The sequence below is a fragment of the Miniphocaeibacter sp. genome, assembly GCF_049276255.1.
Taxonomy (GTDB): Bacteria; Bacillota; Clostridia; order Tissierellales; family Peptoniphilaceae; genus Miniphocaeibacter.
The window spans coordinates 21,665-33,784 of the sequence record NZ_JBASWB010000055.1 but is presented as its reverse complement, the minus strand read 5'-3'; the positions used below and the strand labels follow the sequence as shown (position 1 = coordinate 33,784).

24 protein-coding genes are annotated in these 12,120 nt (G+C 31.6%); all 24 read right to left on the bottom strand.

Annotated features, from left to right (window positions below):
• Window positions 1-246 precede the first annotated feature (246 nt).
• Window positions 247-1,578 (bottom strand): L,D-transpeptidase family protein, encoded by a 1,332-nt coding sequence (locus WAO56_RS06965; RefSeq protein WP_422144760.1) that lies wholly within the window; start codon window positions 1,576-1,578, stop codon window positions 247-249.
• A gap of 118 nt (window positions 1,579-1,696) precedes the next feature.
• Window positions 1,697-2,296, bottom strand: coding sequence for a 30S ribosomal protein S4 (gene rpsD / locus WAO56_RS06960; RefSeq protein ID WP_422144759.1), 600 nt, complete (start codon window positions 2,294-2,296; stop codon window positions 1,697-1,699).
• Between the two features lie 122 nt (window positions 2,297-2,418).
• Window positions 2,419-2,763 (bottom strand): 50S ribosomal protein L17, encoded by a 345-nt coding sequence (rplQ, locus tag WAO56_RS06955; RefSeq protein WP_422144758.1) that lies wholly within the window; start codon window positions 2,761-2,763, stop codon window positions 2,419-2,421.
• A 12-nt stretch (window positions 2,764-2,775) separates the two neighbouring features.
• The gene (locus WAO56_RS06950) at window positions 2,776-3,714 is read right to left on the bottom strand and encodes a DNA-directed RNA polymerase subunit alpha (RefSeq protein WP_422144757.1); all 939 of its coding nucleotides are present in this window, start codon (window positions 3,712-3,714) and stop codon (window positions 2,776-2,778) included.
• 101 nt (window positions 3,715-3,815) lie between these two features.
• Window positions 3,816-4,211 carry a 30S ribosomal protein S11 gene (gene rpsK, locus WAO56_RS06945; protein ID WP_422144756.1) on the bottom strand — a complete coding sequence of 132 codons (396 nt, stop codon included), beginning with the start codon at window positions 4,209-4,211 and terminating at the stop codon, window positions 3,816-3,818.
• A 16-nt stretch (window positions 4,212-4,227) separates the two neighbouring features.
• Window positions 4,228-4,590, bottom strand: a complete 363-nt coding sequence (rpsM, locus tag WAO56_RS06940; RefSeq protein WP_422144755.1) for a 30S ribosomal protein S13 — start codon at window positions 4,588-4,590, stop codon at window positions 4,228-4,230.
• Window positions 4,591-4,606: 16 nt separating this feature from the next.
• Window positions 4,607-4,720, bottom strand: a complete 114-nt coding sequence (rpmJ, locus tag WAO56_RS06935) for a 50S ribosomal protein L36 (RefSeq protein ID WP_422144754.1) — start codon at window positions 4,718-4,720, stop codon at window positions 4,607-4,609.
• A 12-nt stretch (window positions 4,721-4,732) separates the two neighbouring features.
• Window positions 4,733-4,951, bottom strand: a complete 219-nt coding sequence (gene infA / locus WAO56_RS06930) for a translation initiation factor IF-1 (protein WP_243660098.1) — start codon at window positions 4,949-4,951, stop codon at window positions 4,733-4,735.
• 3 nt (window positions 4,952-4,954) lie between these two features.
• Window positions 4,955-5,224, bottom strand: a complete 270-nt coding sequence (locus tag WAO56_RS06925; protein WP_422144753.1) for a KOW domain-containing protein — start codon at window positions 5,222-5,224, stop codon at window positions 4,955-4,957.
• A gap of 18 nt (window positions 5,225-5,242) precedes the next feature.
• Window positions 5,243-5,893, bottom strand: coding sequence for an adenylate kinase (locus WAO56_RS06920; RefSeq protein WP_422144752.1), 651 nt, complete (start codon window positions 5,891-5,893; stop codon window positions 5,243-5,245).
• A 9-nt stretch (window positions 5,894-5,902) separates the two neighbouring features.
• The gene (gene secY / locus WAO56_RS06915) at window positions 5,903-7,180 is read right to left on the bottom strand and encodes a preprotein translocase subunit SecY (protein WP_422144751.1); all 1,278 of its coding nucleotides are present in this window, start codon (window positions 7,178-7,180) and stop codon (window positions 5,903-5,905) included.
• Window positions 7,181-7,630: a 50S ribosomal protein L15 gene (gene rplO / locus WAO56_RS06910; RefSeq protein ID WP_422144750.1), complete on the bottom strand. Its 450-nt coding sequence runs from the start codon at window positions 7,628-7,630 to the stop codon at window positions 7,181-7,183.
• Window positions 7,631-7,644: 14 nt separating this feature from the next.
• Window positions 7,645-7,827, bottom strand: coding sequence for a 50S ribosomal protein L30 (rpmD, locus tag WAO56_RS06905; protein ID WP_422144749.1), 183 nt, complete (start codon window positions 7,825-7,827; stop codon window positions 7,645-7,647).
• A 13-nt stretch (window positions 7,828-7,840) separates the two neighbouring features.
• Window positions 7,841-8,317 carry a 30S ribosomal protein S5 gene (gene rpsE, locus WAO56_RS06900; RefSeq protein WP_422144761.1) on the bottom strand — a complete coding sequence of 159 codons (477 nt, stop codon included), beginning with the start codon at window positions 8,315-8,317 and terminating at the stop codon, window positions 7,841-7,843.
• A 47-nt stretch (window positions 8,318-8,364) separates the two neighbouring features.
• Window positions 8,365-8,733 carry a 50S ribosomal protein L18 gene (rplR, locus tag WAO56_RS06895; protein WP_422144748.1) on the bottom strand — a complete coding sequence of 123 codons (369 nt, stop codon included), beginning with the start codon at window positions 8,731-8,733 and terminating at the stop codon, window positions 8,365-8,367.
• Between the two features lie 13 nt (window positions 8,734-8,746).
• On the bottom strand, window positions 8,747-9,286 hold the full coding sequence (gene rplF / locus WAO56_RS06890) for a 50S ribosomal protein L6 (protein ID WP_243660091.1): 540 nt from the start codon (window positions 9,284-9,286) through the stop codon (window positions 8,747-8,749).
• A gap of 28 nt (window positions 9,287-9,314) precedes the next feature.
• Window positions 9,315-9,710 carry a 30S ribosomal protein S8 gene (gene rpsH / locus WAO56_RS06885; protein ID WP_422144747.1) on the bottom strand — a complete coding sequence of 132 codons (396 nt, stop codon included), beginning with the start codon at window positions 9,708-9,710 and terminating at the stop codon, window positions 9,315-9,317.
• 22 nt (window positions 9,711-9,732) lie between these two features.
• Complete coding sequence (locus WAO56_RS06880) at window positions 9,733-9,918, bottom strand: type Z 30S ribosomal protein S14 (RefSeq protein WP_243660089.1); 186 nt, start codon at window positions 9,916-9,918, stop codon at window positions 9,733-9,735.
• A gap of 17 nt (window positions 9,919-9,935) precedes the next feature.
• The gene (gene rplE / locus WAO56_RS06875; RefSeq protein ID WP_422144746.1) at window positions 9,936-10,478 is read right to left on the bottom strand and encodes a 50S ribosomal protein L5; all 543 of its coding nucleotides are present in this window, start codon (window positions 10,476-10,478) and stop codon (window positions 9,936-9,938) included.
• A gap of 18 nt (window positions 10,479-10,496) precedes the next feature.
• Window positions 10,497-10,805, bottom strand: a complete 309-nt coding sequence (gene rplX / locus WAO56_RS06870) for a 50S ribosomal protein L24 (RefSeq protein WP_422144745.1) — start codon at window positions 10,803-10,805, stop codon at window positions 10,497-10,499.
• A gap of 17 nt (window positions 10,806-10,822) precedes the next feature.
• Window positions 10,823-11,191, bottom strand: coding sequence for a 50S ribosomal protein L14 (rplN, locus tag WAO56_RS06865; RefSeq protein WP_422144744.1), 369 nt, complete (start codon window positions 11,189-11,191; stop codon window positions 10,823-10,825).
• A gap of 27 nt (window positions 11,192-11,218) precedes the next feature.
• Complete coding sequence (gene rpsQ, locus WAO56_RS06860; protein WP_422144743.1) at window positions 11,219-11,473, bottom strand: 30S ribosomal protein S17; 255 nt, start codon at window positions 11,471-11,473, stop codon at window positions 11,219-11,221.
• Between the two features lie 6 nt (window positions 11,474-11,479).
• Window positions 11,480-11,686 (bottom strand): 50S ribosomal protein L29, encoded by a 207-nt coding sequence (gene rpmC / locus WAO56_RS06855; protein WP_422144742.1) that lies wholly within the window; start codon window positions 11,684-11,686, stop codon window positions 11,480-11,482.
• Window positions 11,676-12,116 (bottom strand): 50S ribosomal protein L16, encoded by a 441-nt coding sequence (gene rplP / locus WAO56_RS06850; RefSeq protein ID WP_422144741.1) that lies wholly within the window; start codon window positions 12,114-12,116, stop codon window positions 11,676-11,678. Before rplP ends, rpmC begins: the two co-directional genes overlap by 11 nt.
• Between the last annotated feature and the right edge of the window lie 4 nt (window positions 12,117-12,120).

Genomic DNA, 12,120 nt, shown 5'->3' with positions numbered 1-12,120 from the left:
ATTATTGTTTTGGTTGTACTTTTTCTCAAAGTTTTTTACACTTTTCTTTTGTCTAGGTTCTTGTTGCACTCTTGTGACAACTTTTTAAGTATACCATAGGGTATTTCTTTTTGTCAACACCTTTTTTATTTTTTGTTTTCAATTAAAAAGGCACTTCATTTGAGTGCCTATTTATATTATCAAGTATTTTTAATATTGTCAAATCTTTTTTTACTTATTTTTAACTTTTCTTTAATATTTTATTATTTATGATTTATATACTACTACTGGAGTATCATTTTTCACTTCTTCATATATTGTTTTTACTTTTTCATAAGGTATGTTTATACATCCTCTAGAGCCTACTGTTTGATATAGGTTTCCACCAAAGCTTGATTGCCATGAAGCATCATGCATGCCAATACCTGTCCAATCAATTGGTAACCAGAAGGAAACTGGACTACTATAATCTTCACCCGACAAGGTTCTATTTGTTTCTCTAGACCATACTTTAAAGACACCTACTGGTGTTTCCCTACCTAAGTTTGGATTTCCTGTTATTATATCTGTTTCTACTATTAATTTACCCTCTTTATAAAACCACAAATATTGCCTAGTCAGATCAATTTCAATGTATGTGTCCCCTAATCCATCTTCTGCTCTATTTAAACCTTTTAATTTATATTCAGGTTCTATTGTTCCACTTTTTCCTGATTCTAATTGTGTTGTTAACAATTCTAATGTTTCATCAACATTCATTTGCCAACCATAAATACCTCCTGGTACTTCTACCTCTCCTGCTCCTGTAGCTGTAAATGTAATTCCTTTTTGGAAGGTATCATATTTTTTTGCTAATTCAGCTATATAGTTTCTAGCTTTTTCCTTATTTAATACGTATTCCCCTTTGTCGTTATTATCATATAGAGCAATTAAGGAGTCTCCAGAAAGTTCTTCTTTATTATTTTCAAAATCAAATATAATTTTTATACTAAATAGATTTTGTTTCAATTCTAATTCTTTTTTCAAATTTTCATCTTCTGCTCTTATTTCTGGCATTAGATATTCATCTTTTAATTCCAGTACTTTGTCTTTGTTTAAAAATGAACTTAATACGGAAGTTTTGAACTTTTCCATATCTAGTTCGTCTCCTTCTTCTTCTGGAATTATTTCGTATTCATCTCCAACTAGTTTTACTTTTGCATTTTCCATCTTTCTTATATCTTTATTTAAAGCAGAATTCTTTAATATATCCTCCAGTTTTAAATCATCCCAACTAGGATTATATTCAACTTTATAATCATATTTTTTAAATATGGATATTGGCCAAGTAAATGCACTTTGGTTGATTTTTGTATCATTTTTTATAGATACTTCATAGTTTATATCTTCAGCCTTTACTATATCTTTTTTATTGTTTTTACCTTTAACTTCTAACTCATAGTTTGTATAGTCTGTACTAATTAGTTCTTTTTTGTTCTTTAATCCTCTTTTTTCTCCATTTATATATGTTTTAGGATATGATAAAAAACTAAAGCATACTGCTCCAATTAAATAGACTACTAGTAAAACTACTACTCCTATTCCTAGCTTTTTTTTCAATTAATCACCTACTCTTATGGTATATTATAGCATAATTGCTATTTTGATTATTTACCCAGTTTTTTTATTTTTAATTATATTTATTATTGCAATAAAAAAACTACTTCAATGAAGTAGTCTATTTTACTGATCTTGAGTAGAACTCAACTATTAATGAATCTGTTATTTCAACAGGGATTTCTTCTCTTTCTGGCATTCTGTCCAGTTTGATTTTAAATCCATCCATTTTTGTTATATATGGTAAAGAATAACTGAAATTTGTTTCAAAGTTTTCTTTGAACATTTCATTTTTTCTAGATTTTTCTCTTAATTCTAATTCATCGCCAACTGAAACTGCAAATGATGGTCTATTTACTTTTTTACCGTTAACTAATATATGACCATGTACTACCATTTGTCTAGCTTGTCTTATTGATGATGCAAATCCTGCTCTATATACTAAATTGTCAAGTCTTGTTTCTAACATTTTAACAAGAGCATCCCCTGTAGCTTCTTGTGAATTATAAGCTTTTTGGAAATATCTAACGAATTGTTTTTCCATTACGCCATAATAAGCTCTAAGTCTTTGTTTCTCTAATAATTGTCTACCATATTCTGTAAGTTTTTTATCTTCTCTTCCTAAGCCTTTTCCCATTCTTTTTTCAGCTTTAGGATGTCCTGATACGTTTAATCCTAGTCTTCTAGCTTCTTTGAATCTAGGTCCCATCATTTTAGCCATTTATTCATTCTCCTTAAAATTATTTGCCGCGGATAATTTTAAGCCATTAATATTCTATAAATTCCTATGTGCTTTGTCAAGTAATTTACAGATAAAAAAGGGATTATTAAATAACCCCTGGTTTAGTCAACTAATTCTAGGATACACATCTCAGCATTATCTCCTTGACGTGGTCCTAATTTTAAAATTCGAGTATATCCACCATTTCTATCTGCATATTTAGGTGCAATTTCCTCAAATAACTTGTGTGCTATTTCATCTTTGTATATATAGCCTAAAGCTTGTCTTCTTGAATGCAAGTCTCCTTTTTTACCAAGAGTTATCATTTTTTCTGCTACTCTTCTAGTTTCTTTTGCTCTAGTAACAGTAGTCTCAATTTTTCCATTTTCAAATAAAGACTGTACTTGATTTCTTAAAAGACTGCTTCTATGATCTGTTCTTCTTCCAAGTTTTCTTAAATTAGACATCTTATCCCTCCTTTAAGCTTCTTCTTCGTTTGCAAATAAAAGTCCCATACCATGAATTTTATTTTCAACTTCTTCTAATGATTTTTTACCAAAATTTTTAATTTTGCACATTTCATCAGTAGTTTTGGATACTATATCTCCTACAGTGTCAATTCCTGCTCTTTTTAAACAGTTAAAACTTCTAAGAGATAAATCTAATTCTTCAATACTAATACTATATAGTTCATCTTTATCTACTGTATCTTCTGCTTCCTCTTCTTCTTCTTGGAAACTATAGTTTGGAAGTTCAATAAATAGTTCAAGGTAATTAGTTAGAATATCTGCCCCTTTTGATACAGCTTCCTGAGGATTAATTGTACCATTTGTCCACACTTCTAACACAAGTTTTTCTTTGTCTGATACTTGTTCTATAACTTCAAAGTTAACTTTTGTTACTGGTGTAAATGAAGAGTCAATTGCTATAACTCCTATAGCATCTTCTTCTGATTTATTTAAGTCAGAAACTCTATATCCTTTACCATTTTCTATTTCCATTGTCATTTTTATATGAGCATCTTCATTTAATGATGCAAGATAATGATCTGGATTAGCTACTTCTATATTTGTATCTACTTCTATATCCTTAGCAGTGAAAATATGAGGTCCTTTTATATCTATATTCAACTTTACTGGTTCAGCTGAATGGTTTTTAATAGCAATTCCTTTTATGTTTAAAATAATTTCAGATACATCTTCCATTACACCTTTAACAGTTGTAAACTCATGTAGAACATCTTCTATATGAATTTTAGAAACTGCCGCACCTGGTAAAGATGACAACAGTACCCTTCTAAGACTATTACCTAAAGTAGTTCCAAAGCCTCTGTCTAAAGGAGTAACAACAAATTTCCCGTAATTATTTTCTTCATTTATATCTACTATTTCAATTTTCGCATTTAAGTTTTCTGTCATAGACAATAACCCTCCTATTGAAGTCTATTGTTTAATTGAGGGTAAATACTGTAAGGCAATTCTTTACATACCTCAAATTATATACCTGTTTAATTTTAATATTAAACTCTTCTTCTCTTAGGTGGTCTACAACCATTATGTGGAACAGGAGTCATATCCTTAATTAAACTAATTTCAAGTCCTGAAGCTTGTAAAGATCTAATTGCAGCTTCTCTTCCTGAACCTGGTCCTTTAACATATACTTCTACAACTTTTAAACCATGTTCCATAGCTTTTTTAGCTGCTTCTTGTGCTGCTTCTTGTGCTGCAAAAGGAGTAGATTTTCTTGAACCACGGAAACCTAATTGACCTGCTGATGCCCAAGATATTACATTTCCTTGTAAATCACTTAAAGTAACCATTGTGTTGTTAAATGAAGATACTATATGAGCTTGGCCCTTTTCTATATTTTTTCTTTCTCTTCTTCTTACACGTGTTTGTTGTTTCTTATTTGCCAATTAATTCGCCTCCTATCTACTTGTTCTTTTGAGCTAATTTTTTAGGACCCTTACGAGTTCTTGCATTGTTCTTTGTATTTTGTCCTCTTACTGGAAGTCCTCTTTTATGTCTAATTCCTCTATAGCAATTAATTTCTTTTAATCTTTTTATATTCATAGCAACCTCTCTACGTAGGTCACCTTCTATTGTATATTTATCTAATTCATTTCTTATTGCCGCTAATTCAGTTTCTGTTAAATCTTTTACTTTTGTATCAGCATTAACACCTGCAGCATTAAGAATTTCATTTGAACGTTGTCTACCTACACCGTAAATTGCAGTTAAACCAATTTCAATTCTTTTTTCTCTAGGTAAATCTACCCCAGCAATTCTAGCCACTCTTAATTGTACCTCCTTAACCTTGTTTTTGTTTATGTTTAGGATTGTCGCAAATAACCATTACTTTACCTTTTCTCTTAATGATTTTGCATTTTTCACACATTTTTTTAACTGATGATCTTACTTTCATGTTAACCTCCTATTACTTGTTACGCCAAGTTATTCTTCCTTTAGTTAAATCGTAAGGTGATAATTCTACAATTACCTTATCACCAGGAAGAATTCTAATGTAATTCATCCTTAACTTTCCAGAGATATGAGCCGTTATTTCATGACCATTTTCTAGTCGAACTTTAAATATCGTATTAGGTAAAGCTTCTGTAACTACACCTTCTACTTCTATTATATCCTTCTTGGACATTAGTTAATGAACCTCCTCTTTGTTCTCAAAAGCCTTAAGCATTTTTCGTATCCTACAATCATTTATATCCTTACCTATAGCAAGTATTGTATTAGTTTTTTGTAAATGCTTAATTTTTTTCTTCTTTGGATTTTCTAATTTTCTTCTTTTGCCATCAACTACCAATACATGGGATTCATCCAAAAGGTCCAAAACCAATTGAAATCGTCCTTTGTCTCGACCTTTTATGGATCTAACCACCTGACCTATTACTAATTCTTTGTATTGGTCCATAAATTTCTCCCGGAAGAACTACATATTATCTAGATGATTTTTTATGATTTCAAAAACCTCATCTACAGGAAGAGTACCATCAACATTGAAAAGTAAATTCAAATCTTCATAGTATCCAATTAAGGGTGCTGTTTGATTCTCATAAACTTCAATTCTATTAAGCACTGTTTCTTCCTTATCATCTTCTCTTTGAATTACTGAATTACTATTACACAAGTCACATATTCCTTCAACCTTAGTAGGTTTACTGTCTATATGATAAGTTGCTCCACAGTTAGTACATACCCTTCTTCCAGCTAGACGCTTAACTAAGACTTCTTTGTCAACAGCTATATTAATAACTTCGTCTAACTTTATGTTTCTTTCTTCTAATCCTTTTTGCAATTTATTGGCTTGTTCTATGGTTCTTGGGAAACCATCTAATAGAAATCCATTTTTACAATCGTCTTGATCTAATCTATCCCAAACTAGGTCAACAGTTAATTCGTCTGGAACAAGTAATCCCTTATCTAAATAATCCTTTACTTGTTTACCTAATTCAGTTTGTTCTTTTATATTTTTTCTAAAAATATCCCCCGTAGATATATGAACTATATTATATTCTTCAACTATTTTAGCTGCCTGTGTTCCTTTACCTGCTCCCGGAGGACCTAGTAGTACTAATCTCATTTATAACTCCTATTTATTTAAGAAACCCTTATAATGTCTCATTGTTAACATAGACTCTATTTGTTTTATAGTCTCTAGTATTACTCCTACAACAATAATCAATGAAGTACCTGCAAATAACAGATTTAATTTTAAGAAGTAATTTACTAAAAATGGAGCTGTTGCAATTATAGCTAATATTACTGCACCAATTAATGTTATTTTACTAGAAATTCTTTGTAAAAATTCCCCTGTTGGTTTTCCAGGTCTTATTCCTGGTATAAAACCACCGTATTGTTGTAAGTTTTTAGCATATTCAACAGTATTAAATTGCACTGCACTATAAAAATATGCAAAAACAATAATTAAAAATAAGTTTACAAGACAATATATAATTAAACCACTTAAAGTGTTCATTCCAAATAAATACTCCATCCATTTTGGCGTACTTCCACCAAAAAGAGATATTATAAGTTGTGGTAATTGAAGTATAGCATTGGAGAAAATTACAGGCATAACTCCTGACATATTAACCTTAACAGGAATATGTGTAGATTGTCCACCGTACATTTTTCTTCCTACTACCCTTTTAGCATATTGAACTGGAATTCTTCTTTCCCCTTGGTTTATTTCAATAACTATTACAAGAATAACTATAGAAACCAATACTAATATAGCCATTGCCCACCAAGCATAATGTCCAACTGAAAAACCTGCCATTGTTTGTTTTACTTGATTAGGTACACCTGAAATAATACCAAAGAAAATTATAATGGAAATTCCATTACCTACTCCCTTTTCAGTAATCATCTCACCTAACCAAACTAAGAACATTGTACCAGCTACTAAAGTTAACAACATAATAGCCTTTGATAGGAAATTACCAGTTGCTACTGCTTGTCCAAACAATACCATAACTATAGCGTAAGCTTGTACTAAGGCTAAAACTACACCAATAACTTTAGTGTATTTACCCATTTTTCTTTTTCCTTCTTCACCATCTCTAGCCATTTCCTCTAATCTAGGAATAGCAATAGTTAAAAGTTGCATAACTATAGATGCTGTAATATAAGGATAAATACTAAGAGCAAATATACTCATACTCTGTAAACTACCACCTGCAAATGTATTAAGCATTTGTAGTAAGTAATTATCCTGTCCTGTCATAACCGCTTCAACTACTGATGCATCTATAAATGGAACAGGAATTACATTTCCCAATCTATATATAACTAACATTAAAAATGTGAAAATAAGTCTTTTTCTTACGTCTTCAACTTTCCAAGCATTTTTCAATGTTTGAATCATCTAAATCACCTCAGCCTTTCCTCCAGCCTTGGCTATTTTTTCTTCAGCAGTTTTTGTAAACTTCTGTGCTTTAACAGTTAAATTCTTTTCTATTTCACCATTACCAAGAATTTTTACACCGTCTTTAGCTTTTGATTTCTTTATAATACCTTTTTCTAATAAAAGTTCCGGAGTTACAACTGTACCATCTTCAAATTTATTTAAAGTAGCTACATTAACTTCAGCATATTCTTTAGCAAAAACATTAGTAAAGCCTCTTTTTGGTAATCTTCTGAATAATGGCATTTGGCCCCCTTCGAAACCAGGTCTTACTCCACCACCTGATCTTGAGTTTTGTCCATCATGTCCTCTTCCAGAAGTATGTCCAAGTCCTGAACCATAACCTCTACCAACTCTTTTCTTAGCTTTAACTCCACCGCCTGTTGCAGGTTTTAAGTCATGTAATTTCATGATACACCTCCTTATTATTTAACTTCTTCTATATCTAACATAAATGCTACTTGATTAATTTTTCCTCTGTTTGCAGGTGTATCTTCAATTTCTACAACATCACCGATTTTCTTTAATCCAAGTGCATCAACATTCTTAATATGTTTTTCTATTCTACCAATTCTGCTCTTTTTAAGAGTTACTTTAAGCTTACTCATAGGTTAAGCCTCCTTACCCTAATATTTCTTGAACAGACTTTCCTCTTAATTTAGCAACATCTTCTGCTTTTTTAAGATTTTTAAGTCCTTCCATTGTAGCATTAACAATATTTCTTGGGTTTGATGTACCAAGGGATTTTGAACGTATGTCTTTTATTCCTGCAAGTTCACAAACGTCACGTACAGGACCTCCTGCAATTACTCCAGTTCCTTCATAAGCTGGTTTTAAAAATACTTTTCCTGCTCCAAAAACTCCTATAATTTCATGAGGTATAGTTGTTCCTACTAAAGGAACTCTAATCATATGCTTTTTAGCATCTTGTACACCTTTTCTAATAGCTTCAGGAACTTCTTGTGCTTTACCTGAACCTATTCCTACAAGACCGTTTTTATCTCCAACTACAACTATAGCACTAAATCTAAAGTTTCTACCACCTTTTACAACTTTAGTTACACGGTTAATAGCTACAACTCTTTCTTCTAATTCCATACCTTCTACATTTTTAGTTAAAAGTTCCAATATTTTACCTCCTCGCCCTAAAATTTCAGTCCAGCGTTTCTAGCAGCTTCAGCTAACTCTTTAACTTTTCCATGGTATTTATAGCCTGATCTGTCAAAAACTACCTCTTCAATACCTTTTTCTAAAGCTCTTTTTCCAATAACGTCGCCTACTATTTTAGCAGCTTCTTTATTTGAAGAATTACTTAAACCACTTTTAATATCCTTGTCTAATGTAGATGCAGATACTAATGTTGTTCCAGCTATATCATCAATAATTTGTGCATATATATTTGCATTACTCTTATAAATATTTAGTCTTGGTTTTTGAGGAGTACCAGAAAGTTTCTTTCTAACTCTAGCATGTCTTGCTTTTCTGTTTGCTTCTTTATTAATTTGCTTTAACATTTACTACTCCTTCCTATTTACCAGTTTTACCAACTTTACGTCTAATATATTCATTTTCATAACGTACACCTTTTCCTTTATAAGGTTCAGGTTTTCTGTAATCTCTTATATTAGCTGCAAAGTTTCCAACTTTTTGTTTGTCAATTCCAGTTATTACTATAGTGTGAGCATCAGGAACTTCTATTTCTATTCCCTCTGGATCTTCAACTTCTATAGGATGAGAATATCCTAAATTCAAAGTAAGTTTCTTTCCAGCTTTTGCCGCTCTATATCCTGTTCCTTCAATAACTAAAGTCTTTTTGTATCCATCAGTTACACCTACAATCATGTTTTCTAGTAATGATCTAGATAATCCGTGTAAAGACTTATTCTTTTTACTGTCAGAAGGACGGGATACAACAACTGTATTATTATCTATATTAATAGTCATACCCTGATCTATTTGTTGAGTTAATTCACCTTTTGGTCCTTTAACATGTACAAGGTTGCCATCATTAACTTTAACTTCAACACCAGCAGGAATTTCTATTGGTTTTAATCCAATTCTTGACATGGTTACCTCCTAATTAATTAATTATTTATTACCAAACGTAACAAATAACCTCTCCACCTATACCTTCTTTTCTTGCAACCTTATCAGTTACAACACCTTTAGATGTAGAGATTACCGCAATACCTAGTCCTCCTAGAACTTTAGGTAACTCATTGGATCTAACATATACTCTTAGTCCTGGTTTAGATATTCTTTTAATACCTGAAATTACTCTTTCTTCCTTTGGACCATATTTTAAATCTAAAGTTATAATGCCTTGTTTATCATCTTCTGTTACATTAAATCCATCTATAAAACCTTCATCAAGTAATATTTGAGCAACGTCTCTTTTCATTTTTGATGATGGAATTTCTACTGACTTATGCTTAGCATTGTTAGCATTTCTTATTCTTGTTAGCATATCCGCTATAGGATCAGTCATCATAAAAGCTTCCTCCTCTCTTATTTTACCAGCTTGCTTTTCTAACGCCTGGGATTTCGCCTCTATAAGCCAATTCTCTAAAGCATATACGACAAATTCCGTATTTTCTTAAGTAAGCATGAGGTCTACCGCAAATTTTACATCTATTATAAGCTTGTGTACTGAATTTTGCAGGTCTTTGTTGTTTTGCAATCATTGATTTTTTTGCCACTAATATTCCTCCTTATACTACTTCTTGAATGGCATTCCCATTAGCTCTAAAAATTTCTTAGATTCTTCATCGGTTTCAGCAGTAGTCACTATAACAATATCCATTCCTCTGATTTGATCTACCATATCGTATTCAATTTCAGGAAATATTAATTGTTCCTTAATACCTAATGAGTAGTTTCCTCTACCATCAAAAGATGATGTTGAAACACCTCTAAAGTCTCTTACTCTAGGTAATGAAATACTTACTAATTTATCTAAGAAATCATACATTTTTTGTCCTCTTAAAGTAACTTTAACACCAACGTTCATACCGTCTCTTAGTTTAAAGTTAGCTATTGATTTCTTTGCTTTTGTAACTACTGGTCTTTGTCCAGTAATAGTTTCTATATCTTTAACTGCACTTTCAACAGCTTTTGGATTTTCTTTAGAAGAACCTAAACCTATGTTAAGCACTATTTTGTTTAACTTAGGAACTTCCATAACATTTCTATAACCAAAGCTTTCTGTTAATGCAGGAATAACTTCATTTCTATATTTTTCTAATAATCTGGAAGTCACTCAAATACCCCCTCTTAACTATTTAATTTCTTGACCACTAGCTTTGCTTATTCTAACTTTTGTACCATTTTCTACTTTATAACCAATTCTGCTACCTTTACCAGCTTTAGAATCGTAGTACATAACATTAGATGCATCTATAGGTCCTTCTGACTTTTGAATTCCACCAGGTTGTTCTGGTCCTCTTGGTTTTTCATGTTTAGTTTGTATATTTACACCTTCAACGATAACCTTGTTTACCTTTGGTAGAGTTCTTAATACCTTACCTTGTTTTCCTTTATCTTTACCAGCAACAACTATTACCGTATCATCTTTTTTAATTTTCATTTAATATACACCTCCAACTATAATACTTCAGGTGCCAATGAAATAATTTTCATAAAGTTTCCAGATCTTAACTCTCTAGTAACTGTACCGAAAATTCTAGTTCCCACTGGGTTTTTATCATCTTTTATAATAACGGCTGCATTATCATCAAATTTGATGTAACTTCCGTCTGATCTTCTAACACCTTTTTTAGTTCTAACTATTACGGCTTTAACAATTTCGCCTTTCTTAACAACTCCACCAGGCGTAGCAACTTTTACAGAACAAACTACTGTATCCCCGATTTTAGCGTACTTCTTATTAGTACCCCCTAAAACTCTTATAACTAGTAGTTCTTTAGCCCCTGAATTGTCTGCGACTCTTAAACGACTTTCTACTTGAATCATTTAGTCTCTCCTTTCTAGTAATAAGATCTATTTTGCTCTTTCGAGGATTTCAACTAATCTCCATCTTTTTTCTCTTGAAAGAGGTTTTGTTTCCATTATTAATACTTTATCCCCAGTATTACATTCGTTATTTTCGTCATGAGCTTTAAATTTTGTAGTCTTTTTAATTTGTTTCTTATATAGTGGATGAGCAACAAATGTATTAACAGCTACAACTATTGTTTTATCCATTTTATCTGATACAACAGTACCAATAATAGTACTTCTTTTATTTCTTTCCATAATGGATTATGCCTCCTTCCCTATATTCAGTTCTCGTTCTCTTACGATTGTCTTAATTCTGGCAATATCTTTTTTAACCCCACCAATTCTCATAGGATTATCTAACTGACCAGTAGCCAATTGAAAACGTAAGTTGAAAAGTTCAACTTTTAAATCTTTTAATGAATTTTGTAATTCAGCATCTGACATTTGTCGAATTTCTTTAGTTTTCATTAGCTTCACCGTCCTTATCTATATTATCACGAGCTACGAATTTTGTTTTAATAGGTAATTTATGTGCTGCAAGTCTCATTGCTTCTCTTGCTATTTCCTCTGTTACACCAGACATTTCAAATAATATTCTACCTGGCTTAACTACTGCTACCCAATATTCAGGTGATCCTTTACCGGAACCCATACGTACCTCAGCTGGTTTTTCTGTTACAGGCTTATCTGGAAATACTTTTATCCAAATATTACCGCCTCTTTTTATATATCTAGTCATCGCACGTCTTGCGGCTTCTATTTGATTTGAAGTCATCCAACAAGGTTCTAAAGCTTGTAAGGCATATTCTCCATAAGTAATAGTATTACCCTTGTGTGCCTTACCTGTCATTCTACCTCTATGAACCTTACGGTATTTAACTCTTTTAGGCATTAACATAGAT